Below are 24764 nucleotides of genomic sequence, written 5' to 3' on the forward strand. Positions count from 1 at the left end.
GAGTGAAACGATGAATCAAAAATACCTGATCTACATGTACCTGTTGAAGGCGCGCACTTTTATTGCGTTATTAATCGTGGTGAGCTTCTTCAGCTTGATGGTGCCTAACTTTCTCACGACCTCAAACCTGCTGATTATGACGCAGCATGTGGCGATCACCGGGTTGCTGGCGATTGGTATGACGCTGGTGATTCTTACCGGCGGCATTGATCTTTCGGTGGGCGCGGTAGCGGGTATTTGCGGCATGGTGGCGGGTGCACTGCTCACCAATGGCGTACCGCTGTGGGGCGGCAATGTGCTGTTTTTTAATGTGCCTGAAGTGATTCTGGTGGTGGCGCTGTTCGGCGTTGCGCTGGGACTGATTAATGGTGCGGTGGTGACACGACTTGGCGTGGCGCCCTTTATCTGTACGCTCGGCATGATGTACATCGCGCGCGGTGCGGCGCTGCTGTTCAACGATGGCAGCACTTACGCCAACCTCGTCGGCACCCCGGCGCTGGGAAATACCGGCTTTGCCTTGCTTGGTTCGGGTTCGGTGCTGGGCGTGTATATCCCGATTTGGCTGATGCTGGGTTTTCTGCTGCTGGGCTTATACCTGACGCGTAAAACGCCGCTCGGCCGTTATATCTACGCCACCGGCGGCAACGAATCGGCGGCGCGGCTGGCCGGCGTACCAATCATCAAAGTTAAAGTGTTTGTCTATGCCTTTTCCGGCTTGTGTGCCGCGCTGGTTGGCTTGATCGTGGCGTCGCAGCTGCAAACCGCCCACCCGATGACCGGCAACATGTTCGAGATGGACGCTATCGGTGCCACGGTATTAGGCGGCACGGCGCTGGCGGGCGGCCGTGGTCGGGTGTCCGGCTCTATTATCGGCGCTTTCGTCATCGTGTTCCTCGCCGATGGCATGGTGATGATGGGCGTCAGCGATTTCTGGCAGATGGTGATTAAAGGCCTGGTGATAGTTACTGCGGTGGTGATCGACCAGTTCCAGCAAAAATTACAAAGTAAGGTGGTGCTGCTGCGCAGACATGAAAAAAAGCAGCAATCGGCCGCCCTGCCTGAAGCGACACATGGATAACAGGAGGCAATATGACACGCGATTTTAGTGGTAAGACGGTGGTGATTACCGGAGCATGCCGCGGCATTGGGGCGGGCATTGCGGCTCGCTTCGCCCGCGACGGTGCGAGGTTGGTGATGGTGTCAAATGCTGAACGCGTCTTTACTACCGCGCAGGCCATCGAACAGCAGTTTGGCAGTGAGATTCTGGCGCTGCAGGTGGATGTCACCAATGAGACTGAGGTACAGCAGCTCTATCAGCAGGCTGCGGAGCGCTTTGGCAGCATTGATGTGTCGATTCAAAATGCCGGGGTGATCACCATCGATCGCTTTGATTCGATGCCGAAAAGCGATTTCGATAAGATCCTGGCGGTGAATACCACCGGCGTCTGGCTGTGCTGTCGCGAAGCGGCAAAATATATGGTGAAGCAGGGCAGCGGTAGCCTGATTAACACCTCTTCGGGTCAGGGACGTCAGGGCTTTATCTATACGCCTCACTACGCCGCCAGCAAGATGGGGGTGATTGGTATCACGCAGAGCCTGGCGCTGGAGTTGGCGCCGTGGCACATCACGGTGAATGCCTTCTGTCCCGGCATTATTGAGAGTGAAATGTGGGACTATAACGATCGCGTATGGGGTGAGATTCTCAGTAGCGATAAAAAGCAGTATGGCAAAGGCGAGCTAATGGCGGAGTGGGTTGAGAACATCCCGCTGAAGCGCGCGGGTCAGCCGGAAGATGTTGCCGGTTTAGTGGCGTTTCTCGCCTCGGATGATGCGCGTTACATCACCGGGCAGACCATTAACGTGGACGGCGGGTTGATCTTTTCCTGATGTTTTCCCCAGGTGCGCATGAATGCGCACCCTACTAAACCGCGGTCGATTCGGTATTGTCTTAAACAAAACAAGACATTGCCTGCACGCAGGTCAGAATGTGCTAGGGTAAACTTATGCAGTTTTGTGAGCTACCTCTAATTCTGAGTCGGGTTGATCCCTTTTTTGCTATGTTGCCTACTTTGTTTTCACCTAAATCCTTGCGGTATGTCTCCGGTATTTCCGCACTCGCCGTCGCTGCGCCAGCGCTGGCGTTGATCTCTGATACTAAACTCTCCGATGCGCCGTTTAGCGATCCCGCACGTTTCCAGAAAATGGCCGATCAGTTACCGGAATTGGGTTATCAGGACGAGACCGAGACGTTTAACAAAAAGCTGGCGACCATTGCGAAAAGCATCGGTGAAGCCAGTCAGAATAGCACCGACGAAAATTCGTTAGGTCAGCAGGCGGGTCTTTGGGCCTTCAATCATTTTCGCGATGAAGTGGGGAATCGACTGGTTAATGAAGGACAGTCGCTGCTTTCGCCGTACGGCAACGCACAGATCGACTTCAACGTGGATATTGACGGTAACTTTAACGGCAGCGGTGCCTCGCTGTTGACGCCGTGGGCGGATAACTACCGCTATCTGACCTTTAGTCAGGTGGGGTTTCATCAAACCGATGATGGGCTGGTGGGCAATTTTGGCCTTGGTCAGCGCTGGGTGACGGGTAAATGGCTGCTGGGCTATAACGGCTTTGTTGATCGTATGTTCAGTAGCGGACAGCAACGCGCTTCGCTCGGTACCGAAGCCTGGGGTGATTACCTGCGTTTTTCCGCCAATTATTACACGCCGTTATCTGGCTGGCAGGATCGCGATCCGTTCCAGCAGCAACGCCTGGCGCGCGGCTACGATTTCACTACGCAAGGCTATCTGCCGCAGTATCGTCAACTGGGTGCTTCGGTAAGCTGGCAGCAATATCTCGGCGATAACGTTGATCTGTTTAGCTCCGGCAATCGCTACCACAATCCGTCGGCGCTGACCTTTGGCGTGACCTATACGCCAGTGCCGCTGGTGACGCTGTCGGCCAGTCATAAAACCAGCGATAGCGGAGAGAGCCAGGATCAGCTGGGTCTGCGCCTCAATTATCGCTTCGGCGTAGCGCTCAGCCAGCAGTTAAGTCCGGACAACGTGGCGGCGGCGCACTCGCTGCGCGGCAGTCGCTACGATAACGTGACGCGCACCAATACGCCGGTGCTGGAATTCCGCCAGCGTAAGACGCTGTCGGTATTCCTCGCTACGCCGCCGTGGCAGTTGAAGGGTGGGGAAAGCTTACCGCTGAAACTGCAGATTCGCAGTACTAATCCGATCGCCAAAGTGATGTGGCAGGGTGATACCCAGGCGCTGAGCCTGACGCCAGGTGCCAACCCGAACGATCCACAAGGCTGGAGTGTTATCTTGCCGGCCTGGGACAGTTCCCCCGGTGCTCGCAACAGTTATCGCTTGTCGGTGCAGTTAGAAGACAGTAAGCAGAATCATGTGACTTCGAATGAGATTGTTCTGCAGCTGCAACCGCCGTTCTCGCTGGATCAGGGTGATGACGAGCGTTTCAATTTGATGGCGCCGTAAGCGCAATAAAAAGGGCAGCTTACGCTGCCCTTTGCTCATCTTCAGCCGACACTAGCCGAAGATGCAATGAGGGAACTGCAACTTAGAACTGGTACACCAGACCGACGGCCACAACATCATCTTTCGGAATGGCTAAAGCATTGTCATCTTTCAGCAGGTTGATTTTGTATTCGCTGTAGACCGACATGTTTTTGTTGAAGTAGTAGGTTCCGCCGACACCAATGTATTTAACGATATCAACATCGCCAATACCTTCCACGTCTTTGGCTTTAGAGGATACGTAGCCGATAGAAGGGCGCAGGCCGTTCAGGAACTGATACTGTGCAACCGCTTCAAAGTTGACGGCTTTGTTAGCAAAACCACCGGTGATTGGCGTGGCGTTCTGCGTTTCACCGTAGATGGTTGCCAGATAAATCTGGTTGGCGTCATATTTCACACCGGCAGTCCAGTGCTGCGCTTTCTCGCCGTCGCCGCGCGCGGCCAGGTTCTGCGCATTGGTACGATCCAGGCTGGCGTATGCACCCAGCAGGCTCAGACCGAAATCGAAATCATAGGAAGTAGAGAGCGCGTAACCATCGCCATTTGAACGACGTACTGCAACACTCGCATCGCTACGATCGTTTTTACCTTCATACTGCGCCGCAACGTTCCAGCCTTTCACCAGACCGAAGAAATCTTTGTTGCGCCATGTCAGCACGCCACCTGAGCGGCCAGACAGGAACGCATCGGTATAACCGGAATCACCGCCGAAGAATGGCAGCATATCGGTAACACCCAGCACGTCATAAATCAGGCCGTAGTTACGACCGTAATCAATCGAGCCAAACTGACCAAACTTCAAGCCTGCAAAGCCCAGACGGGTTTTGTTACCGGTGTTAGCATCGCTGCCTTCTGAGTTGCTCAGGCTGTACTGATACTGCCATTGACCATAGCCAGTCAGTTGGTCACTGATTTTGGTTTCGCCTTTAAAGCCCAGACGGGTGTAAGACGAGTTGTCGCCATTTGCCGCATCGTTATCAGAGAACAAATGCGAGACGTTAATTTTGCCGGTCAGATCCAGCTTGTTACCATCTTTATTGTAGATTTCGGCGGCCTGAGCCGAAGAAATTCCCAGCAGTAAAGGCATCACTGCTGCCAGTAAGGAGCGCTTCATCATTTAATTTTTACCCTGTGATATTTTTTAATTTTATCCCCAAGGTTGGGGTGAAAAGAAAATGACACAAAAGGTTCAAGATCTATAGTGCAATATATGTAACTAAATATTTCCAGTTGGCTTTTTGTGTGATTTTTAATCTTTAATTCCATTATGTGGAATCTTATATTGGTTAAACTTATCTATTAACGGTTGAGGTAATTGATGAATTTAATATGCAGGAAGTTGATTAATAAGCGTTTTATGAAATTAAAAGAAGCGTAAACATTGTGGCTATCATGTTCCTGAAATAGCACAAGCCTATGCATTATTGTTCAATAGCAAATATCTGAATCCCGCTAATCATTAGCAGGGTAATTACTTGGTACATGGCTTTGTGTCTGGTTATTTCCATTCTGATAATAACCTTGGTCACGAAATGTTATTTAGCCTTAATTTAAGATTTGTTCCTGGTTAAATAATATCCAGCGGCGTTATTGAGATGTTAAAACGAATGTAAAACGCCCCCGCACAAAGCTGCACACTTTGGGCACTTCACTGCACCAATCCGGTTCATAACGCCCCAAAAAAGGGCTTTCAAAGCGCTATTTTGGCGAATTATTTCCTGCGCGATCACAAAAGCAATATTTCATTTTGTAGATGCATAAATCCGCTAAATAAATTGCTGCGACAGCGTCGGCATCAGACATTTATTCACTTTTTATGCATTAAGTGTGAATAGTGGTAGCAGTTAAGTTGTTGATATTCCGTTGTGGTAAGACGTTTATGCATTTTAACCGCTGGCTGGCACGCTAACTGCAATATACATTAGAGCGGTCACTTAACATTTTTAACAAATTTAAAACAAAGGCTTCGCGGGTTGTGAAGCAGGAGAAAGGGCTATGTCACTGCAGGTTTCACGTCAAAATTTTGATCAATGGATGATGCCAGTTTATGCACCCGCAGCGTTTGTTCCGGTGCGTGCCGAAGGTTCAACGCTCTGGGATCAGCAGGGGAAAGAGTATATCGACTTCGCCGGTGGCATTGCGGTTAACGCCTTAGGTCATGCCCATCCCGCTTTACAGCAGGCCCTGACTGAACAAGCGGGCAAATTGTGGCATACCGGTAATGGCTACACCAATGAGCCGATTCTGCGCCTTGCCAAACAGCTGATTGATGCCACGTTTGCCGATCGCGTGTTCTTCTGTAACTCCGGCGCCGAAGCGAATGAAGCGGCGTTGAAGCTGGCGCGTAAAACCGCACACGATCGTTTCGGTGCGGAGAAAAATGGCATCGTGGCGTTTAAAAATGCGTTCCACGGCCGCACGCTGTTTACCGTGACAGCGGGCGGGCAGCCAGCTTATTCACGCGATTTTTCCCCACTGCCTCCGGCCATTGACCATGCGGTGTTCAACGATCTGGCCTCGGCAGCGGCGCTGATTAATGACCAAACCTGCGCGGTGATCGTTGAGCCGATTCAAGGTGAAGGCGGCGTGCTGCCTGCCGATCCCTCTTTCCTGCGCGGCCTGCGTGAACTCTGCGATAAACATCATGCCGTGCTGATTTTTGATGAAGTGCAGAGCGGCGTGGGTCGTACCGGTTCGCTGTATGCCTACATGCATTACGGCGTGACGCCCGATGTGCTGACTACGGCAAAAGCGCTGGGCGGCGGCTTCCCCATTGGCGCGATGCTAACGCGGGAAGATTTAGCCCAGATTATGGGCGTGGGCACCCACGGCACGACCTACGGCGGCAATCCGCTGGCGGGCGCCGTGGCGGGCAAAGTGATGGAGCTGATTAACCAGCCGGACTTCATGGCGGGCGTTGCCGAGCGTCATCAGTGGTTTGTTGCCGCGTTGCAAGAGCTGAACCAGCGTCTGCCGGTGTTTAAAGAAGTGCGCGGACTCGGGCTGCTGATTGGGGCTGTGCTGAACGACGACTTCGCCGGTAAAGCCAAACAGTTCAACCTCACCGCCGCTGAAGAGGGCGTGATGGTGCTGATTGCCGGTGCGAACGTGGTGCGATTTGCGCCGGCGCTCAACATCAGCGAACGCGAAGTGAAAGAGGGTCTGGCGCGCTTCGAACGTGCCTGTGAACGCGTGCTCAAAGGAGCCACATCATGATGGTGATTCGCCCCGTCGAACGTGACGATCTTGCGCAGTTGTTGTCGCTGGCGGGCAAAACCGGGGGCGGTTTAACTTCGCTGCCCGCGGATAGCGATACGCTCAAAGCGCGTATTGAGCGTTCGCTGCTCACCTGGCAAGGTGCGCTGCCGCGCGCCGAACAAGGCTATGTATTTGTATTGGCTGATAGCGAGGACAATCGCGCCGTCGGTATCTGCGCCATTGAAGTCGCGGTTGGCTTACAGGATCCCTGGTATAACTTCCGCGTCGGTACCCAGGTACACGCGTCGAAAGAGCTTAACGTCTATGCCAGCTTGCCCACGCTGTCACTGTGCAACGACCATACCGGCAGTAGCGAGATGTGCACGCTGTTTCTCGATCCTGACTACCGCGATGGCAAAAATGGCTATCTGTTGTCGAAATCGCGCTTCCTGTTTATGGCCAACTTCCGCGATCGCTTTATGAAACGTGTGGTGGCGGAAATGCGTGGCGTCAGCGATGACAACGGGCACTCGCCATTCTGGGACAGCGTGGGCAGCCGCTTCTTCTCTATGGAGTTCAGCAAGGCGGATTTCCTCAGCGGTACCGGCCAGAAAGCCTTTATCGCCGAGCTGATGCCGAAACATCCGCTCTACATTGACTATCTGTCCGAGGCGGCGCAGAAGGTGATTGGTGAAGTGCATCCGAAAACGGCGCCAGCGCGCGCGGTGCTCGAGGCAGAAGGCTTCCGCTATCTCAACTACATCGACATCTTCGACGGCGGCCCAACGCTGGAGTGCGAGATCGATCGCATTCGCGCGATTCGTAAAAGTCGACTGCTGACCGCGCAACCGGGTTCAGCGGATGAAAAGTGGCCGCTGTGTCTGGTGGCGAATGCCGATTACCAACATTTTCGTGTGGCGCTGCTGCCGGTCGATATGGCTTCCGGCATTGTGTGCCTCAATGAGAGCCAGCGCGCGGCGCTGCAGTGTAAACATGGCGATGAACTGCGTGTGGTCACGCTGTGTCGCGAGGAGAAAAAAGCATGACGCATTTTATTCAGGGTCAATGGTTGACCGGCGGCGCGGACGCCTTTAGCAAACAAAATCCGGTAACCGGTGAAACGCTATGGCAGGGTAAGGCAGCCTCGGGATCGCAAGTGGCTGCGGCCTGTGAAGCGGCGCGCGCGGCATTTCCGTTGTGGGCGAGAAAGCCCTTTGCAGAACGTCAGGCGCTGGTAGAGGGTTTTGCGCGTCTGCTTGAAAGCCATAAAACGGCACTGGCAGAAACTATCGCTCAGGAAACCGGCAAGCCGCGCTGGGAAACGCTGACCGAAGTGCAGGCGATGATCAATAAAATCGCCATTTCAATTAAGGCTTATCACAGCCGCACCGGCGAACAGGCCGACGGCGAGAGCTCATTACGGCATCGGCCGCACGGCGTGCTGGCGGTGTTTGGCCCCTACAATTTCCCTGGGCATCTGCCGAACGGTCATATCGTCCCGGCGTTGCTGGCCGGTAACTGCGTGGTGTTTAAACCGAGCGAACTGACGCCGATGACGGCGCAGAAAACCGTTGAGCTGTGGGAACAGGCGGGCTTGCCGGCGGGTGTCATCGCGCTGGTGCAGGGCGGTCGCGAAACCGGCCAGGCGTTGGCGAATGAACCGCAGATTGATGGCCTGCTGTTTACCGGTAGCGCGGCCACCGGCTATCACCTGCATCGCCAGTTTGCCGGTCAGCCAGATAAGATGCTGGCGCTGGAGATGGGCGGTAACAATGCGCTGATTGTGGAGGAGCCTTCTGATGTGGAGGGTGCGGTGCATATCGCCATTCAGTCGGCGTTTATTACCGCCGGACAGCGCTGCACCTGTGCGCGTCGTCTGCTGGTGAAACGCGGCGCGGCGGGGGATGCGTTCCTGCAGCGTTTGATTGAGGTGACGGCACGCCTGCAGCCGGGCGCGTGGAACGCCGAGCCACAACCCTTTATGGGCAGCGTGATTTCGCCAACTGCCGCTGGACATATTTTTGCCGCCTGGCAGCAGCAGGTTGAACAGGGTGGAAAAGTGTTGCTGGGTATGCACTGGCCGGATCGTGACAGCGCCATTATTACCCCGGGCATCATTGACGTTACCGAGATCAATGACTTAGCGGATGAAGAAGTGTTTGGCCCGCTGCTGCAGGTGATTCGCTACGACCGCTTCGAGCAGGCGATCGCCATCGCCAATAACACCCGCTATGGCCTGTCGTGTGGTTTGATTTCACCGCAGCGCGCGCAGTTCGATCAGCTGCTGCTGGAAGCGCGCGCCGGTATCGTTAACTGGAATAAACCGCTCACCGGCGCTGCCAGTACCGCACCGTTTGGCGGCATTGGCGCTTCGGGTAACCATCGTGCCAGCGCCTGGTACGCCGCCGATTACTGCGCATGGCCTATGGCATCGCTTGAAAGTCCCGCTATGGCGCTGCCGGGCAGCTTATCGCCGGGCCTCGATTTCTCGCCGCAGGGAGCCAAATAATGAAAGCCTTTGAAGCCAATTTTGATGGGCTGGTCGGCCTGACGCACCATTACGCCGGGTTGTCGTTTGGCAATGAAGCTTCGACGCGCAACCAGCTGCAGCCTTCCAACCCGCGCCTGGCGGCGAAACAGGGCTTGTTGAAGATGAAAGCGCTGGCGGATATGGGCTACGTGCAGGGCGTGATTCCGCCGCATGAACGGCCCAATCTGCCGCTGCTGCGCCAGCTGGGCTTCAGCGGTAGCGATGAGCAGGTGTTGGCGCAAGCGGCGCAACACGCGCCGCAGCTGTTATCGGCGGCCAGTTCGGCCTCGGCCATGTGGGTAGCGAATGCGGCGACGGTTTCTCCGTCCGCCGACAGCGCCGATGGGCGCGTGCATTTTACCGTCGCTAACCTCAATAACAAATTCCACCGGGCGATTGAAGCGCCAGAAACCGCCGATCTGCTGCGCGCCATCTTCCGCAATCCTCAGCACTTTAGCGTGCACGACGCGCTGCCGCAGGTGGCGCAGTTTGGCGATGAGGGCGCGGCAAATCACAATCGCTTCGGCAGCGATTACGGCGATGCCGGGGTACAGCTGTTTATCTACGGTCGCGACGGCCAGCAGCAGGGTGCGACACCGGCACGTTATCCGGCGCGACAAACGCGTGAAGCCAGCGAAGCGGTGGCGCGTTTACATCAGCTGCACGGCTATCGCACGCTGTTTGCTCAGCAGAATCCTGCGGTAATCGATCAGGGTGTGTTTCATAACGACGTGATTGCGGTGAGCAATCAGCAGGTGCTGTTCTGCCATCAGGATGCGTTTGTTAATCAACCGCAGCTGCTGAGCGATCTCGCCGCGCGCGTCAGCGGTTTTCAGCCGATTGAGGTGCCACGTGATAAAGTGTCGGTCACCGATGCAGTGAACACTTATCTGTTTAACAGCCAGTTATTGCAACGTGCAGAGGGCGGCATGCTGCTGGTGTTACCGGAGGAGTCGCGTCAGCATGCGGGCGTGTGGCGCTACCTTACGGAGCTGGTAGAGAGCGGCGGACCGATTCGGGAACTTAAGGTATTTGACCTGCGTGAAAGCATGTTCAATGGCGGCGGACCGGCCTGTTTACGTTTGCGCGTGGTATTGACCGAAACCGAGCGTCAGGCGCTGAATCCGGCGGTGCTGATGAACGATCGGCTGTTTGCTACCCTTAACCATTGGGTTGATCGGCACTATCGCGATCGCTTAACCCAGGCCGATTTAGCCGATCCGCAACTGCTGCGTGAAGGGCGCACCGCGCTGGATGAGCTGACGCAGCTGCTAGACTTAGGCAGTGTCTACGCGTTTCAGCGTTAACGCCGGGGCGAGAGGTTCGCCCCACGTCGTTAAAAAGGAGTGAACATGCAGGATTTTTTACAGCAGACCTTGTCTGGTGAACCGCCACAGCAGCGAGAAGGGAGCAATGACCATCTCAGTTGGCAATGGCACAACGAGGGGCTGATGTCCCTCACGCCGCATACTCCAACGCAGCAGGCGCTGGTGCTTTCTGCGGGGATTCACGGTAATGAAACTGCGCCAGTCGAAATTCTCAATCTGTTACTGACGCCGCTACTCAAGGGCGAAAAGCCGCTGGCAGTGCGCTTGTTGGTTATTTTGGGCAATCCCGCAGCGTTACGCAGCGGCAAGCGCTATCAGCAGCACGATATTAATCGTCTGTTTGGCGGCCGCTGGCAACAGGTGGCCGATGTCCCCGAAGCGCAGCGCGTGCTGCAGCTTGAGCAAGAGCTGGAGAGTTTCTGGCGCGCCTGCCTAGACCATGAAGTGCGCTGGCATCTCGATCTGCATACCGCGATTCGTGGTTCGTATCATGCGCGATTTGGCGTGATGCCCCTGAATCCCAATCCGTGGCCTGAGGACTTTATGCACTGGCTGGCGGCAGCAGAAATGGAAGCGCTGGTTTTCCATCGTTCACCGGGCGGGACCTTTACCCATTACAGCTGCGAACACCACGATGCGGCGAGCTGCACGCTGGAACTTGGCAAAGCGCTGCCGTTTGGTGAAAACGATCTTAGCCAGTTTAGCGGGGTGCAGCAGGCGCTGGCAGCCTTGCTGTATGGCGATGTCTTGCCGGAGGTCCGCGAACAACCGCGCCATTATCGCGTGTCGCAGCAACTCACCCGGCACGGTGATAAGTTTGTCCTGCATATGGGACCGGAAACCTTGAACTTCACCGCTTTCCCGCAGGGAACGTTACTGGCGGAAGAGGGGGAGCGGCGTTACTTCGTGCAGCAAGCGCGGGAGTATGTATTGTTTCCCAATCCCAACGTGGCGCCGGGATTACGCGCCGGATTGATGCTGGTGGAAGAGAATGAACAGACGCAGGCGCTGGCGCTCTGATTTGCCCTCACCCCAGCCCTCTCCCGCAAGCGGGCGAGGGAGCCGAACGTGCGGTCTGAAGATCCATCCGTCGCTCCACCTAATCATTCCCTCTCCCGCAAGCGGGCGAGGGAGCCGAACGTGCGGTCTGAAAATCCATCCGTCGCTCTACCTAATCATTCCCTCTCCCGCTTGCGGGAGAGGGTTAGGGTGAGGGAAAGTAGTACTAACGATCCTGTGCATATTCCGCTATCTGAAAACCGACAATACCGTTACACTCCTCCTTAATTCCTGCGTTTTTCCTTTGATTGTCATAAACTTTTTCAATTCTTCACGCATTTCTTCTCTTTCCCTCCATGATTGCCTGAACTCTGTCTTTTATGCTTTCAGGGCTTTACTCAGCCTCTGAGTAGTTGACGTTCAGCGTCGTATGCTTGTTTCCGAAGACGCGACACAGGCTGTCGTCATTAAACTGATAAATAAGGACAATATTATGCGTAAATTAACTTCTGTGTTCCTGGCTACCGCAATGGCACTGGGTGCCGCCAATATCGTCCATGCAGCGGCAGACAACCTGACTCCGCCACCCGCGGGCAGTGAAAAACCGATGCATAAGCTGCCGATGCGCCATCACGGCATGGAGATGATGTTCAAAGGCCTTAACCTGACTGATGCGCAGAAAGCGCAGATCAAAACCATCCTGCGTGATGGCCATAAAGATATGAAGCGTCCGTCGCTGGAAGAGCGTCGCGCTGATCACAGCATCATCGCTTCAGATACCTTTGACCGGGCCAAAGCTGAGGCGCAGGCCGAGAAGATGACCGCGAATGCGAAAGATCGCGCTCTGCAGATGATGGAGACTCAGAACAAAATTTATAACGTGCTGACACCTGAACAGAAGAAACAGTACAACGCGAACTTTGAGAAGCGCTTAACCGAGAAAGGTCCGCACGATGGCAAAACGCCGCCACCGCCGGCTGATGCTGAATAAGTTCTTTCGCTAACTGAATAGAGACCGCCGACGTTGTCCACTGCTTTCGATCTTGCATCGATACTTTGGGCAACGTCGGCGGTTTTGTTTTACAGCTCAATCAGCGGGAACACGCCCGATAGCAGCGGGCGACAAAGGATTTTATAGCCGTCATGATCGAAGCCGTGCGAGGCGCGCTGCAGCTGGCGTGCTTCGGCTTCGCTGCTCACCGACCCCAGCCAAAACCAGTGATCGATCACGTGGATCTGCGTGATATCTGCACCACGTTCAACCATGCCAACCGGGCCTTGCCAAGGCCAACACATGATGCGCATCTGCTCTAACGCAGCATGCAAACGCTGCTGATGCTCAGCGACCGACTCCTTGCCACAGCAGGCACCCGCGCAGCGCTTAAGGGCGGCACGAAAACAGCCGCGCCCTGGACGCAAAGACTCCAGCCCCAGCAAACCGTGACACAGGCGTTGCTCATCGGCGATGGTTTTCAGCTTCTCCAGCGCGGCAAAACGACTGCGAAACAGGCCGTATAGATTGGGTGAACGCGAGAAGTCGAGATCTTTGGCATACACCACCTGCGGTGCACCTTCGCCTAACTGTAGCGAGCAGAGCTGACGATTCTTGCGCAAACGCTTGTTGAACAGCGGCTGCTGGGTTTTGATCATCTGCGCTTCCAGCAACTGCGCGCCCACATCGCCGGCGGTGGGGATCCAGCTAACGCGCCGCGCCTGACGCAGCATGCTGGCTTCATCTGGTGTGCGAAAATGCGCCATTACCCGACTACGCAGGTTGACGCTTTTGCCGATATACAGCGGCAGATTTTCGCTTTCACCGTGAAAGGTATACACGCCCGGCTGATTGGGTAAGCCTTCCAGCCACTGACGTAGATGTTCGGGATATTGATAGATTGCTGCCGCATCGAAATCGAGGCGGTGGCTGGCTGCACGTCTGACCAAAGCACACTCCGATTACTGGTTGTCCATCCAGTGTATCAAACTGTGCTTTTTCTCGCCAGTCAGCGGTTAGGAGAAAGTTTCCCGCACCGACGGCGGGAAACGGGGCGGGCTTACTTCTTCCAGAAGTCGTCGAACACGGTGATCGGCGGGCGACGTTTATGCTCGGTTTTCAGATACCAGCCTTCAATGGTTTTGGCCGCGGCGGCATCAATGGTTTTGCCTTCCAGATAAGCATCAATTTGCTGATAGGTGACGCCAAGCGCCACTTCATCCTGCAAGCCTGGGCGATCGTCTTCCAGATCGGCGGTAGGATGCTTGAGATAAAGGTGCTCCGGGCAACCCAGCGTTTTTAGCAGCTGTTTGCCCTGGCCTTTGTGCAAGCGGAAAATGGGGTTGATATCGCTGCCGCCGTCACCGTATTTGGTGAAGAACCCGGTGATGGCTTCCGCCGCATGGTCAGTGCCGACCACCACGCCTTTGGTCATGCCGGCGATGCTGTACTGCGCTTTCATACGTTCACGGGCTTTTTCATTACCACGTACGAAATCCGATACGCTAATACCGGCCTCTTTCAGCGCGCGCTCGCTGGCCAGAATCGCTTCTTTGATATTCACCACCAGCGTGCGATCCGGCTGGATAAAGGCTAGCGCGTCCTGACAATCCTGCTCATCGGCCTGCACGCCATAGGGCAAGCGGACAGCGATAAAGGTGTAATCGTTATCGCCGGTCTCTTCACGCAGCTCACGAATCGCGGTTTGCGACAGGATGCCGGTGAGAGTGGAATCCTGTCCGCCGCTGATACCGAGCACCAGCGTTTTCAAAAAGGGATGGGCTTTCAGGTAAGACTTCAGAAAATCAACGCTGACGCGGATCTCCTGCTGCGGGTCGATAACGGGCTTAACCCCAAGGGCTTCAATGATTTCCTGTTGCAAAGACATGAATCTCTCCTCAAGTCAGTAGCCTGACGGCACAATGCGAATCATCTGCTAAAGCTAACGCCTCTGTCGGCAAACAACAAGCCGCACGGTTTGTTTTGCGGATTATTTGCTGGCAAATCAGACGTTTTTTGACTTCTGTACTAACAAATTGAACGACAAAATCGCCAGCATAAAGCAGCCAAAAATAGTGCCCGTCATGCTCACCACCGACGTGCCACCAAGGCCAGTGATCGGTACGCTGATGGCGCCAAAGGTGAACATGCCCACGCCAATTACGGCGGAAGCACTGCCCGCGCGTTGTCCCTGGCTCTGCATCGCCAACGATGAGGCGGTAGTGGCAATAACACCATTACTGGCAATGGTGAAGAATAGGGCGACCAACAGAATCGGCAGCGCCGCTCCCGTTAGTCCCGCCAGCAGCAAGCAGCTGGATGCGATGAAGGCCAGCGTCAGACCGCCTTTCAATACGCGATATTCGCCCCACAGCGGACACAGGCGCGCACTGGTTTGTGATGCAATAATCAGGCCGAGGCCGTTGGCAGCAAAACAGAAGCTGAAGGCCTGCGGTGTCAGACCATACAGTTGTTGCAGCACAAACGGCGAAGCGCCGATGTAAGCGAACATCCCGGACATCATAAAACCCTGCGTCAGGCAGAAGCCCATAAACTGACGGTGCGTCACCACCTGGCCCAGCGCTGCCCAGGCGGAAAAAATCGAGCCCTGGCTGCGGCGTTCGGCGGGTAAGGTTTCATGCAATTTCCAGCGCGCGAGGAAAATCAACACCACGGCGATACAGCCCAGCACCACAAAGATGCCGCGCCAGTTTAGTACTGTCATTAACGCGCCGCCCAGTACCGGTGCACCAATCGGTGCCAATCCGTTGACCAACATCAGTAGCGCAAAGAAACGCGTTAATTCATGGCCGCTATACATGTCACGAGCAATCGCGCGCGACAGTACCGCGCCGCCTGCGCCCGCCAATCCTTCAAACAGTCGCGCTATCAGCAACGCGTTGATGTCCTTGGCCAGCGCACAGCCAATTGAGGCAATAAACAGCAGCACCAGCGATAACAGCAGCGGCCGGATGCGACCAAATTTGTCACTCATCGGCCCAAACAGCAGCTGGCCCGCGCCAAGACCGAGCAGGCCGGCGGTCAAACTCAGTTGCGCGGTGGCGGTTTCCGTTTGCAAATCACGCGCCAGTTCCGGCAGGGCAGGCAGGTAAAGATCGATACAAAGTGGCCCGAGCGCAGCGAGCAGGCCAAGCGTAATGGCATAAGCCAGGCGGTTAGAAGGTGCAGGTGTCATTTATCCTCTGTCTTAATTCATCACTATCGGTATTTTTTCGCGGGGGATTATACGAAGCGTAGCGCGCCAACACAGCATTTTTACGAAAACCTAACGCTTCGGATTTTGGTGAAATTTATCCCATAAAGTTGATAAATCTGGATTTATGTTCCAGGCTTATCTCACATGGACAAAAAAACGAGGAACAACAACATGAATAAAGTGATGGGATGTATCGTTGCCGCTATGACGCTGGCAGCCCTGTCGGGTTGTACGACTTATGACAAAGCTGAAAGCTACGTGACCAAGCCAGTAGTGAAAGATGTGAAGAAAGGGATGACGCGTGATCAGGTGCGCCAGATTGCCGGTCCAGCCTCCACGGAGATCACCATGGTTCACGCGCGTGGTACTTGCCAGACTTATGTCATTGGCGAGCGCGATGGCAAACCTCAGACCTACTTCGTGAGCTATAACGATACCGGTCGCGTGATGAATTATGGCTTCCAGAGCTGTAAAGATTACGATACCGATCCGCAAGCGGCTCAGTAAGCGCAGCAGTAGAATTATAAACGGCCCGTCATTGACGGGCCGTTTTTCGTTGTCGCGCTTATAAACCGTAAGGGCGCGGCACTTCGACATAATCGCCGCCAATCTCGCGCTGGTAGTAATGACCTTCCTGCACGTAGTAGCGCTTGCCGTTGAAATCCAGCACGCGCATCCCGCCGCCAGGCGGCGCTTCAGGCGGCTGGACCACCACGTAGGTGTCGCCCTGACGCTGATAGTAGTTGCCGTTTAGCACGTAATAGGTCAGTCCCCCCAGTAGCACGGCGGTTGCCGCTTCCGGTAAGAAGCGCAACGGGCCCGGGCCGCCCCAATGCGGGCCTCCACCCCAATGTGGACCTGGGCCGGGACCCCAACCGCCGGGATGAGCGAAACTGATAGCTGGCGTTAATAAGGTTAACGCCAGCAGCGAGGCGATAACTTTTTTCATCGGTGATTCTCCTGCTGTGATGAGCAGCAGAATTGGCCTTCCTGAGGGAAAACTCAAGCGAAAAGCCGTCGATTTTTCCTCTGTTTACCACGCTTAACGCTTTCCTGACGCTGGCACCATGATTGGGGCGAATTCGACAGAAAAAGGCAAAAAAAAACGGCAGACCTTGCGGCCTGCCGTTATCGGAATCATAAGACGTTAGCGATGCGCCAGTTCGGCGTGCTCGTCGCTCTCCAGCACTTGCTTGTCGGTCAAACCGAGCCAGCGACTGGTCAGTGAACCGGCGGTCATTGAGCCGTTAACGTTAAGCGCGGTACGGCCCATATCGATCAGCGGCTCGATGGAGATCAGCAGTGCGACCAGCGTCACTGGCAGGCCCATCGCGGGCAGCACAATCAGCGCGGCGAAAGTTGCACCGCCACCGACGCCCGCAACACCCGCAGAGCTCAGCGTGACAATCCCCACCAGCGTGGCAATCCACATCGGATCAAACGGGTTGATACCCACCGTAGGCGCAACCATCACCGCCAGCATGGTGGGATAGAGACCCGCACAACCGTTCTGACCAATAGTGGCACCGAACGAGGCTGAGAAGCTGGCGATAGATTCCGGCACACCAAGACGACGCGTTTGCGTTTCCACGTTCAGTGGAATACTCGCGGCGCTGGAGCGGCTGGTGAAAGCGAAGGTAATCACCGGCCACACTTTACGGAAGAAGCGCATTGGGTTGATGCCGTTGACCGACAGCAGCAGCGCGTGCACAGCAAACATGATCGCCAGGCCGAGGTAAGACGCCACCACGAAACCACCTAGCTTGATGATGTCCTGCAGGTTAGAACCCGCCACGACTTTGGTCATCAGCGCCAGCACACCGTACGGCGTCAACTTCATGATCAAGCGCACCAGCTTCATCACCCACGATTGCAGGGTATCGATCGCCACCAGTACGCGCTCGCCCTTAGCCTTGTCATCTTTCAGCAGTTGCAGCGCTGCCACACCGAGGAAGGCAGCAAAAATGACCACGCTAATGATCGAGGTTGGATTGGCACCGGCCATATCGGCAAACGGGTTTTTCGGGATGAATGACAGCAGCAGCTGTGGCGTGCTGAGGTCGGCCACTTTGCCCACATAGTTGCTTTGAATCGCACTCAGACGAGCAGTTTCCTGCGCGCCTTGTACCAAACCTTCAGCACTCAGGCCAAACAAGCCGGTCACCATCACGCCGACCAGCGCAGAAATCGCTGTGGTGAACAACAGCACGCCAATGGTCAGTACGCTGATTTTGCCCAACGACGATGCATTATGCAGACGCGCTACCGCACTCAGGATAGAGGCGAACACCAGCGGCATCACAATCATTTGCAGCAGTTGAACGTAGCCGTTACCGACGATGTTGAACCAGCCAATCGATGCTTTTACCGTGGCGCTGTTTTCGCCGTAAATGGTTTGCAGCGCCAGACCGAAAGCCACGCCCAATACCAAACCGGTCAATACGCGCTTTGACAGGCTCCAGCTTTGATTACCAATGCGATTCAGCAGAATCAGCAGCGCGACAAACGCCACGATGTTAATAATTAGGGGAATATCCATGCTCAACTCCAGAAGGTGCTGCGCCATCAGATTATGATGGCGCAGAAAACAGTAAATCCCCGTTAGGGAATATTGGGAATGTTATCAGTTCAGTGCGGAGCGGGCTTATACCCAAAAAGAATGTTTTATAACTTTATCGCTTGAATTGTCGGGTTATTGACCGTTTTGACCATTAACCAGCCGACCGACGCCATTTTGTAGCGTATTAAACAGCTGTTCCGGCCAACCATTAGCACCAAAAGAGGGCAGCCCGGGTGGGAACCACAGGGCATAGCCGACTAATGCCAGGCAAAGCGCACGCTCAAATTGGTTACCTTTCTGGCTATTCAGTATCGGTAAACGGAAGCGCCAGCGGCAGGGCCATAACAAAGGTACGCCCGCTGGCGTTAGCATGTCGGCGACGATATGGCTGAGATAACCCAGCGTCATCCCCTGCAGCACATCGGCGGGGAGAAACCAGTCGGCGGGCACATTGATTTGAAATAGCCATAAGCTGAGCGCCACGGCCAGCAAACTGTGGGTAAAACCGCGATGGCCAAAAGCGCGGGCAATCGGATGCGATAGCCACCTCAGCCGCTGGCCTAATACGGATTTCGGGTGATCGATATCGGGCAGCAGGCAGGTGAGAAGCGCAGCAGGCACTAAATGCCACCAATCGGCGCTGGCCATCACTGGCGTCAGTTCCGCGCGCTTGGCAAAAATGGCGCTGGCAATGGCAAAGATAATATGGCCTTCGGCCGTCATGATAAAACCTGGCTGCATAAAACTGTCGATGCATCCAGTATAGGGATTTATCCAGTGAATGAGAATGGTGACGCTGTAACGAAGCGTTAATAATTTTGGCATTCCCGCGCCACAATGACGCGGGAAAAGAACGGGTTAGCTTAGCGTGCTAACCATCCGCCATCGACGGCTAAAGTGTAACCCTGGACATAATCCGAGGCGCTGGAGGCGAGGAACACGATGGGACCCATCATATCGTCCGGCATGCCCCAGCGACCTGATGGAATGCGGCCGAGAATCTCCTCGTTGCGCGATTCGTCACTGCGCAGCTGTTCGGTGTTGTTAGTTGCCATGTAGCCCGGCGCGATGGCATTGACGTTAATGCCGTGTTTCGCCCACTCGTTGGCCATCAGGCGGGTTAATCCCATGACCGCACTTTTCGAGGCGGTATAAGACGGTACGCGAATCCCGCCCTGGAACGAGAGCATGGAGGCGATGTTGATGATCTTGCCGCCGTTGCCTTGCGCGATAAACTGCCGTGCCACCTGCTGCGACAAGAAGAACAGGCTTTTGCTATTGATGTTCATCACATCGTCCCAATCCTGCTCACTGAAATTAAGTGCGTCTTCGCGGCGAATAATGCCGGCATTATTGACCAGAATGTCGATACGGCCGGCCTGTGAGACAGCCTGTTGCACAATCTGTGGCACGACGGCGGGTTTAGTGAGATCGGCCTGAATTGACCAGAAGCGACGGCCTAACGCCTCGACTTTGGCCTGGGTATCATCTGGCCCCGCGCGATTGACGCCAATGATGTCACAGCCCGCTTGCGCCAGCCCGAGTGCCATGCCCTGGCCTAATCCGGTATTACAGCCAGTCACCAGCGCGATTTTGCCTTCAAGATTAAATGCGTTGAGTATCATGCTTCGCTCCTTGTTAGCGCAGCGCGCTGATGTTGACGTGATCCATGTCATCGAACACCTGGTTTTCACCCACCATGCCCCAGATAAAGGTATAGCGTTGCGTTCCAACGCCAGCATGAATTGACCAGCTGGGTGAAATCACCGCCTGTTCGTTGTGTACTAATAAATGACGCGTCTCCTGCGGCTGGCCCATCATATGAAACACGGCGCTGTCATCGGCCATATCAAAGTAGAAATAGACCTCCATACGCCGCTCGTGGGTGTGGCACGGCATGGTATTCCACAGATTGCCGTCATCGAGACGCGTTAGTCCCATTGTCAGTTGGCAGGTCGGCAGCACGTCCGGCACGATGAATTTATTGATGGTGCGACGATTGGAGGTGGCGGCATCGCCTAAGGTGGCTTTTACGGCCTCGTCGAGGGTGATTTTCTTGTCTGGGAAGTGAATATGTGCTGGCGCGCTGTTGTAGTAAAACTTCGCGGGCTGATGAGCATCGCTACTGCGAAAAATGACGCTCTGTGCACCTTGTCCCACGTACAGCGCTTCCTGCTGGCCAATTTCCCAGGTTTTGCCGTCTACCTCAATTACACCTGGCCCACCAATATTGATGACACCCAGTTCGCGGCGCTCAAGGAAGTAGCTGACGCCCAACTGTTTACCCACTTCATGACCGATGGTCACCGCTTTATGCACCGGCATTACGCCGCCGATGATGATGCGATCGATATGGCTGTAAGTCAGGGTGTAGTTATCGGCGTCGAAAATTTTTTCGATCAGAAACTCGCGGCGTAAACCGGTGGTATCCAGGGATTTGGCATGATCGCTGTGAATGCTTTGACGTACGTCCATCTCAGGCCTCTCAAGAGTCAAAGGAATGGTCCCGATGCGGGTCTTCGGGCATCTTAGGCAGGATGAGACATGAATTCAATAAAAATGAAACGATGTTTTATTTATTTGCGTGATCGATCAACTTGCATAATAAAGCCCGCGTTGAGCGGGCTGCGATTAACCGTGCAGATGTTCAGGTCTGAGCTGGGTAAGATCCGTAAGAATGACGTTGGCCAGTGACCAGCGCGCATCGTCACGATGGTCGGGCGCGGGCACTACAATCGAACGCATCCGTGCGGCTTTGGTCGCAATCATGCCGTTGAAAGAGTCTTCCAGCGTGACGCAGTTGAGCGGATCAATACCTAATTTGGCTGCGGCGTCGAGATAGACCTGCGGATGCGGCTTGCTGTAGGGCAACGCTTCGGCGGAGGCCAGCACATCAAAGTATTTCCGCAAGTCGAACATCGCCAGCACGCGTTCCAGCATGTGCAACGGTGAGGCGGAGGCAAGGCCAATTTGCAAACCTTGCTGCTGGCACAATTGCAGCGCCTGTTCCACGCCGGGCAGCAGTGGCCGCGTCTCTTCCACCAGCGTCAGTGCGCGGGCGATAATGCGATTGGTCACTTCCTGCTGATCCGGCCCCTGCCACGGCAACGCTTCGAACCACATACGCACGGTTTGATCGATGCGCAGGCCTAACGTATCCGGCAATTCGTGGCGGCGGGTGATATCCACACCGAGGCTGGCGAAAATATCCAACTCTGCCCGATCCCATAGCGGTTCGGAGTCGATCAGCAATCCGTCCATATCAAAAATGGCGGCCAATACAGGACGACGATATGACATACAACAGCTCCCTTTGAAATTTGGTTTACCTTAGCATGAGACCTGCAGAAAGCCGACTGACGGCAGGCCACGCATTTTTCAGGAAAAATGGCGTTAGTGCAGGTAGACTTAGGCAAACTATTTTTGGTTCAGGGAGACACCATGACTTACCAACAGGCTGGCCGCATCGCCATCCTTAAGCGTGTGGCTGGCTGGGTGATTTTCATACCGGCACTGCTATCCACCATCATTTCGCTGCTGGGCTATATGTTTAAGCACAGTGAAAAGCAACCAGGCATTGATGCGGTGATGCTCGATTTTGTCCATGTCATGGTCGATATGGTGAAGTTCAATACACCGTTTCTCAATGTATTCTGGCAAAACTCACCGGTGCCGGAATTTAATGGCGGCGCGAATATCGGATTCTGGCTGATCTACATCCTGATTTTTGTCGGCATCGCCTTACAGGCATCTGGTGCTCGGATGTGGCGTCAGTCACGCCACATTAAAGAAGGTATTGAGGATCAGTTGATCTTGGAACAAGCTAAAGGCAGTGAAGGGCGCACGCGTATGCAGCTGGAAGAGAAAATTCACATTCCACGCCACACCATTTTTTTGCAGATTTTCCCGCTTTATATCTTGCCTATCGTTATCGCTATCGCCGGGTATTTCGTGCTTAAGCTGCTCGGTATGCTGTAAAACGTCAGGCCGGTTTGGCCTGACGAGCTCCCAATACATCTTCATCTAATAACTGGCCGATGGCGAACTGGGCTTCGCCTGTCCAGTTGCCGCCGAACACGTTAGCGCGATTGAGCAAGTAATAGAGTTGATAAACCGGCTGACGCTGTGAGAAACCCTCTGCCAGCGGCCAAACGGCGTGGTAGCCATCATATATCTGGCGTGGTAGGTCAGCGTAATAACTCAGCATGGCCAGATCGCATTCACGATCGCCCCAGTAACAGGCGGGATCGAACAGCCACGGGCCGTTGACGCTACCTGCACAGTTGGCCGGCCATAGATCGCCGTGTAGTAAAGAGGGCTGCGGATGATGGTTGGCTAAAGCGCGCTGTACGCAATCGACAATCAGCTCGGTATTGCCATAATGCACGCCCTTCTCAGCGGCCAGCTGGAGCTGCCAGCCGATGCGTTGCTCAGCAAAGAACACCGACCAGCGACGTAACCAGCTATTCGGCTGCGGCGAGGTGGTGATGTTGTTGTCGTAATCGAGACCAAATTGCGGTTGCTCGCTCCATTGATGCAGGTGCGCGAGTTGCTGACCGAGCTGGAAGGCGCTCTTGTCGTTCAAGGGTTCGGGCGCGATATACTCCAGGAGCAGGAAGCTGGTATCGCGATCGTTGCCGACGCCATACACTTTTGGCACGCGCACAGTTTGCGTGCGTGCCAGCAAATCAAGTTGATCCGCTTCCCAACTAAACAGCGTGAGCATGTCGCGAGTATTACATTTGACGAACACCTCCAATTCTCCGTAACGGATACGCCACGCAGGGTGAACGTCGCCGCCGGGAAGTTCCTGGCGTTCAGTAATTTCGGCATCGCCGGCGTATTCGCTTAACAGACGACTAATGGTTGACCACATCGGGTAATCCTCTTTATTCGCTGCGTAAGTTCGATTGTAACGCGCAAAACTTCAGCAAACCTGACGTCGATGCGGTTTTTTGCAATGCGTCAGGATTGATTTTTCAGAAATGCTTCCAGCGTAGTGACTTCAACCTCGGGTTTATGGTCCAGCGCAATTTGGGCATATCCCGCCGCTTGCTCAGCAACGTCATGTTCCTCTAAGGCGCTGACGATACCAAAGCTGTTGGTGCCAAGTTCATGCGGATGGCCGTCATTATCGTTTAATGTGGTGCTATATCCGCCATTAATCATGGCGCTGTTAACGGACTGCAAGTCACCCAAGCCATTTTCCTGGTATTTCAACGTGACAATGTAACGTTTTAGGTCATGGTCACTCATTATTCACCTCATTGTTATCGAACAGATTTCAGCGTAGACCAGCAGGCTGAATAGAGCGAATTTCGAGCAATTTATTGCTTTGCGTGAGACGTAAATCTGCGTCAAGAGAGTTAAGAGAATTCTTGTTGTTTTTGGGCTGCTATTTGGTTATTTGCCCCCTATAATGCGCAACGAAAATGGGAGAAATCCCATTAAATGAGCGCTCCAGCGGCTTTTCTGGCTTTTTTTGTGAGTACATGCTTTTTTACAAAACTTACGCTAAATTGCATTGCTTGGCCGGAGAAACGCTTCAAACTCTTCGTTTTTTAAACTGTCGTACGGATTACTTTTAATGAAAGCCTTCAACAAGCTGTCCGCTATTTTATTGCTCTCTGCTGGAGCATTTTGTCACCAGGCATTGGCAGATAACGCCGTTTTCACCTCAATGGATGACCCTTCCACGGCGAAAAAACCGTTTGAAGGCACTGCGTCAGCGGGTTATCTGGCTCAAACCGGTAACACCACCAGCTCTTCGCTGAGTGCTGCTACCAATATGACGTGGTACCAAACCAACACCGCATTGAGTCTCTGGGGCAATGCTTCAAACAACTCATCTAACGATGAGCGTTCATCTGAGACCTATAACATCGGTGGTCGTAGCCGTTACAACCTTAATAGCGCTGATTACCTGTTTGGACAGGCGAGCTGGTTAAGCGATCGTTTCAACGGTTATGATTCACGCGACGTGCTGACAGCCGGTTACGGTCGTCAGATCCTCAACGGTCCGGTTCACTCACTGCGTGCTGAATTCGGTCCGGGTGTACGTTACGATGATTTCCGCGAAGGCGGTCATGAAACCAAAGCGCTGGGTTATGGCGCAGTGAGCTACCAGTGGCAGCTGACGGATACCACCAAGTTTATTCAGGGTGTATCTGTACTGAGCAGCTTCGGTGAAGACACCACGCTGAACTCAGAAACCGCGTTACAGGTGGCTATCAATGATCACTTCGCACTGAAACTGGGTTATAACGTGACCTGGAATAACAACCCACCAGAATCTGCGCCCGATCGTACAGACACTAAAACCACGATCCAGCTCTCATACGCGATGTAAGCGAGCCGTGTGTGAATCACCGCTGCCAGGCCTGCGCCTCGCGGCGGTTTTTTTTATTT

Annotated in this window: 24 protein-coding genes; 12 read left to right on the forward strand and 12 right to left on the reverse strand. The window is 54.4% G+C overall.

Annotated elements, in window-relative coordinates:
- The first annotated feature begins 10 nt into the window (after nt 1-10).
- The 3 genes from WH298_RS18010 to WH298_RS18020 all read left to right on the forward strand — a co-directional run bounded on the left by WH298_RS18010 (nt 11) and on the right by WH298_RS18020 (nt 3494).
- Nucleotides 11-1078, forward strand: a complete 1068-nt coding sequence (locus WH298_RS18010; RefSeq protein WP_007892577.1) for an ABC transporter permease — start codon at nt 11-13, stop codon at nt 1076-1078.
- 11 nt (nt 1079-1089) lie between these two features.
- Nucleotides 1090-1887 (forward strand): glucose 1-dehydrogenase, encoded by a 798-nt coding sequence (locus WH298_RS18015; RefSeq protein ID WP_007892580.1) that lies wholly within the window; start codon nt 1090-1092, stop codon nt 1885-1887.
- Nucleotides 1888-2057: 170 nt separating this feature from the next.
- Complete coding sequence (locus tag WH298_RS18020) at nt 2058-3494, forward strand: YchO/YchP family invasin (protein WP_180823474.1); 1437 nt, start codon at nt 2058-2060, stop codon at nt 3492-3494.
- Between the two features lie 82 nt (nt 3495-3576).
- Here WH298_RS18020 and WH298_RS18025 read toward each other — a convergent pair whose 3' ends face one another.
- Complete coding sequence (locus WH298_RS18025) at nt 3577-4650, reverse strand: porin OmpC (RefSeq protein ID WP_007892586.1); 1074 nt, start codon at nt 4648-4650, stop codon at nt 3577-3579.
- A gap of 878 nt (nt 4651-5528) precedes the next feature.
- Between WH298_RS18025 and WH298_RS18030 the strand changes: the two genes are divergently transcribed.
- The 6 genes from WH298_RS18030 to spy all read left to right on the forward strand — a co-directional run bounded on the left by WH298_RS18030 (nt 5529) and on the right by spy (nt 12579).
- Nucleotides 5529-6749, forward strand: coding sequence for an aspartate aminotransferase family protein (locus WH298_RS18030; RefSeq protein ID WP_180823475.1), 1221 nt, complete (start codon nt 5529-5531; stop codon nt 6747-6749).
- On the forward strand, nt 6746-7777 hold the full coding sequence (gene astA, locus WH298_RS18035) for an arginine N-succinyltransferase (protein WP_049851847.1): 1032 nt from the start codon (nt 6746-6748) through the stop codon (nt 7775-7777). The genes WH298_RS18030 and astA overlap by 4 nt, the downstream gene beginning before the upstream one ends.
- Nucleotides 7774-9240, forward strand: a complete 1467-nt coding sequence (gene astD / locus WH298_RS18040) for a succinylglutamate-semialdehyde dehydrogenase (RefSeq protein ID WP_007892595.1) — start codon at nt 7774-7776, stop codon at nt 9238-9240. The genes astA and astD overlap by 4 nt, the downstream gene beginning before the upstream one ends.
- Nucleotides 9240-10568, forward strand: a complete 1329-nt coding sequence (gene astB, locus WH298_RS18045; protein WP_180823476.1) for an N-succinylarginine dihydrolase — start codon at nt 9240-9242, stop codon at nt 10566-10568. Before astD ends, astB begins: the two co-directional genes overlap by 1 nt.
- Nucleotides 10569-10613: 45 nt before the next feature.
- Nucleotides 10614-11609, forward strand: coding sequence for a succinylglutamate desuccinylase (gene astE / locus WH298_RS18050; protein WP_180823477.1), 996 nt, complete (start codon nt 10614-10616; stop codon nt 11607-11609).
- Nucleotides 11610-12081: 472 nt separating this feature from the next.
- Entirely contained in the window at nt 12082-12579 is a 498-nt protein-coding gene (gene spy, locus WH298_RS18055) for an ATP-independent periplasmic protein-refolding chaperone Spy (RefSeq protein WP_180823478.1), read from the forward strand.
- 89 nt (nt 12580-12668) lie between these two features.
- Here the strand turns inward: spy and cho are convergent, their stop codons facing one another.
- The 3 genes from cho to WH298_RS18070 all read right to left on the reverse strand — a co-directional run bounded on the left by cho (nt 12669) and on the right by WH298_RS18070 (nt 15775).
- On the reverse strand, nt 12669-13529 hold the full coding sequence (gene cho, locus WH298_RS18060) for an excinuclease Cho (RefSeq protein WP_007892609.1): 861 nt from the start codon (nt 13527-13529) through the stop codon (nt 12669-12671).
- A gap of 110 nt (nt 13530-13639) precedes the next feature.
- A complete protein-coding gene (gene nadE / locus WH298_RS18065; RefSeq protein WP_180823479.1) occupies nt 13640-14467 on the reverse strand; it encodes an ammonia-dependent NAD(+) synthetase in 828 nt (275 codons plus the stop codon).
- A gap of 117 nt (nt 14468-14584) precedes the next feature.
- Complete coding sequence (locus tag WH298_RS18070) at nt 14585-15775, reverse strand: multidrug effflux MFS transporter (RefSeq protein ID WP_180823480.1); 1191 nt, start codon at nt 15773-15775, stop codon at nt 14585-14587.
- Between the two features lie 192 nt (nt 15776-15967).
- Between WH298_RS18070 and osmE the strand changes: the two genes are divergently transcribed.
- Nucleotides 15968-16303, forward strand: coding sequence for an osmotically-inducible lipoprotein OsmE (gene osmE / locus WH298_RS18075; protein ID WP_180823481.1), 336 nt, complete (start codon nt 15968-15970; stop codon nt 16301-16303).
- Between the two features lie 58 nt (nt 16304-16361).
- On the opposite strand, the gene WH298_RS18080 is transcribed toward osmE, so the two are convergent.
- The 6 genes from WH298_RS18080 to hxpB form a co-directional block, all read right to left on the reverse strand.
- A complete protein-coding gene (locus tag WH298_RS18080; protein ID WP_049851840.1) occupies nt 16362-16745 on the reverse strand; it encodes a DUF6515 family protein in 384 nt (127 codons plus the stop codon).
- Nucleotides 16746-16943: 198 nt separating this feature from the next.
- The gene (locus tag WH298_RS18085) at nt 16944-18335 is read right to left on the reverse strand and encodes an L-cystine transporter (RefSeq protein WP_049851839.1); all 1392 of its coding nucleotides are present in this window, start codon (nt 18333-18335) and stop codon (nt 16944-16946) included.
- A gap of 153 nt (nt 18336-18488) precedes the next feature.
- Nucleotides 18489-19079, reverse strand: coding sequence for a metal-dependent hydrolase (locus WH298_RS18090; protein ID WP_049851874.1), 591 nt, complete (start codon nt 19077-19079; stop codon nt 18489-18491).
- A gap of 140 nt (nt 19080-19219) precedes the next feature.
- On the reverse strand, nt 19220-19981 hold the full coding sequence (gene kduD / locus WH298_RS18095) for a 2-dehydro-3-deoxy-D-gluconate 5-dehydrogenase KduD (protein WP_180823482.1): 762 nt from the start codon (nt 19979-19981) through the stop codon (nt 19220-19222).
- A gap of 13 nt (nt 19982-19994) precedes the next feature.
- A complete protein-coding gene (kduI, locus tag WH298_RS18100) occupies nt 19995-20831 on the reverse strand; it encodes a 5-dehydro-4-deoxy-D-glucuronate isomerase (RefSeq protein ID WP_180823483.1) in 837 nt (278 codons plus the stop codon).
- Between the two features lie 156 nt (nt 20832-20987).
- Nucleotides 20988-21656, reverse strand: a complete 669-nt coding sequence (gene hxpB, locus WH298_RS18105; RefSeq protein ID WP_180823484.1) for a hexitol phosphatase HxpB — start codon at nt 21654-21656, stop codon at nt 20988-20990.
- A gap of 141 nt (nt 21657-21797) precedes the next feature.
- Here hxpB and WH298_RS18110 point away from each other — a divergent pair, with 141 nt between their 5' ends.
- Nucleotides 21798-22334 (forward strand): YniB family protein, encoded by a 537-nt coding sequence (locus WH298_RS18110; protein ID WP_180823485.1) that lies wholly within the window; start codon nt 21798-21800, stop codon nt 22332-22334.
- A gap of 4 nt (nt 22335-22338) precedes the next feature.
- Here the strand turns inward: WH298_RS18110 and WH298_RS18115 are convergent, their stop codons facing one another.
- On the reverse strand, nt 22339-23232 hold the full coding sequence (locus WH298_RS18115; RefSeq protein ID WP_007892644.1) for a fructosamine kinase family protein: 894 nt from the start codon (nt 23230-23232) through the stop codon (nt 22339-22341).
- Between the two features lie 89 nt (nt 23233-23321).
- Nucleotides 23322-23612 carry a type V toxin-antitoxin system endoribonuclease antitoxin GhoS gene (gene ghoS, locus WH298_RS18120; protein WP_180823486.1) on the reverse strand — a complete coding sequence of 97 codons (291 nt, stop codon included), beginning with the start codon at nt 23610-23612 and terminating at the stop codon, nt 23322-23324.
- Between the two features lie 331 nt (nt 23613-23943).
- Here ghoS and WH298_RS18125 point away from each other — a divergent pair, with 331 nt between their 5' ends.
- Nucleotides 23944-24705: a DUF481 domain-containing protein gene (locus WH298_RS18125; RefSeq protein ID WP_007892650.1), complete on the forward strand. Its 762-nt coding sequence runs from the start codon at nt 23944-23946 to the stop codon at nt 24703-24705.
- Nucleotides 24706-24764: the final 59 nt, after the last annotated feature.

The sequence above is a fragment of the Pantoea nemavictus genome, assembly GCF_037479095.1.
GTDB lineage: Bacteria > Pseudomonadota > Gammaproteobacteria > Enterobacterales > Enterobacteriaceae > Pantoea > Pantoea nemavictus.

Bases quoted from the DNA above. Each gene is read 5' to 3' on its own strand.
- WH298_RS18015 (WP_007892580.1), top strand. From the start codon at position 1,090: ATGACACGCGATTTTAGTGGTAAGACGGTGGTGATTACCGGAGCATGC.
- WH298_RS18115 (WP_007892644.1), bottom strand. From the start codon at position 23,232: ATGTGGTCAACCATTAGTCGTCTGTTAAGCGAATACGCCGGCGATGCC.
- WH298_RS18110 (WP_180823485.1), top strand. From the start codon at position 21,798: ATGACTTACCAACAGGCTGGCCGCATCGCCATCCTTAAGCGTGTGGCT.
- osmE (WP_180823481.1), top strand. From the start codon at position 15,968: ATGAATAAAGTGATGGGATGTATCGTTGCCGCTATGACGCTGGCAGCC.
- astE (WP_180823477.1), top strand. From the start codon at position 10,614: ATGCAGGATTTTTTACAGCAGACCTTGTCTGGTGAACCGCCACAGCAG.
- nadE (WP_180823479.1), bottom strand. From the start codon at position 14,467: ATGTCTTTGCAACAGGAAATCATTGAAGCCCTTGGGGTTAAGCCCGTT.
- kduD (WP_180823482.1), bottom strand. From the start codon at position 19,981: ATGATACTCAACGCATTTAATCTTGAAGGCAAAATCGCGCTGGTGACT.
- astA (WP_049851847.1), top strand. From the start codon at position 6,746: ATGATGGTGATTCGCCCCGTCGAACGTGACGATCTTGCGCAGTTGTTG.
- WH298_RS18080 (WP_049851840.1), bottom strand. From the start codon at position 16,745: ATGAAAAAAGTTATCGCCTCGCTGCTGGCGTTAACCTTATTAACGCCA.
- WH298_RS18070 (WP_180823480.1), bottom strand. From the start codon at position 15,775: ATGACACCTGCACCTTCTAACCGCCTGGCTTATGCCATTACGCTTGGC.
- ghoS (WP_180823486.1), bottom strand. From the start codon at position 23,612: ATGAGTGACCATGACCTAAAACGTTACATTGTCACGTTGAAATACCAG.
- astB (WP_180823476.1), top strand. From the start codon at position 9,240: ATGAAAGCCTTTGAAGCCAATTTTGATGGGCTGGTCGGCCTGACGCAC.
- astD (WP_007892595.1), top strand. From the start codon at position 7,774: ATGACGCATTTTATTCAGGGTCAATGGTTGACCGGCGGCGCGGACGCC.
- kduI (WP_180823483.1), bottom strand. From the start codon at position 20,831: ATGGACGTACGTCAAAGCATTCACAGCGATCATGCCAAATCCCTGGAT.
- WH298_RS18030 (WP_180823475.1), top strand. From the start codon at position 5,529: ATGTCACTGCAGGTTTCACGTCAAAATTTTGATCAATGGATGATGCCA.
- hxpB (WP_180823484.1), bottom strand. From the start codon at position 21,656: ATGTCATATCGTCGTCCTGTATTGGCCGCCATTTTTGATATGGACGGA.
- WH298_RS18025 (WP_007892586.1), bottom strand. From the start codon at position 4,650: ATGATGAAGCGCTCCTTACTGGCAGCAGTGATGCCTTTACTGCTGGGA.
- WH298_RS18020 (WP_180823474.1), top strand. From the start codon at position 2,058: ATGTTGCCTACTTTGTTTTCACCTAAATCCTTGCGGTATGTCTCCGGT.
- WH298_RS18125 (WP_007892650.1), top strand. From the start codon at position 23,944: ATGAAAGCCTTCAACAAGCTGTCCGCTATTTTATTGCTCTCTGCTGGA.
- spy (WP_180823478.1), top strand. From the start codon at position 12,082: ATGCGTAAATTAACTTCTGTGTTCCTGGCTACCGCAATGGCACTGGGT.
- WH298_RS18010 (WP_007892577.1), top strand. From the start codon at position 11: ATGAATCAAAAATACCTGATCTACATGTACCTGTTGAAGGCGCGCACT.
- WH298_RS18090 (WP_049851874.1), bottom strand. From the start codon at position 19,079: ATGACGGCCGAAGGCCATATTATCTTTGCCATTGCCAGCGCCATTTTT.
- WH298_RS18085 (WP_049851839.1), bottom strand. From the start codon at position 18,335: ATGGATATTCCCCTAATTATTAACATCGTGGCGTTTGTCGCGCTGCTG.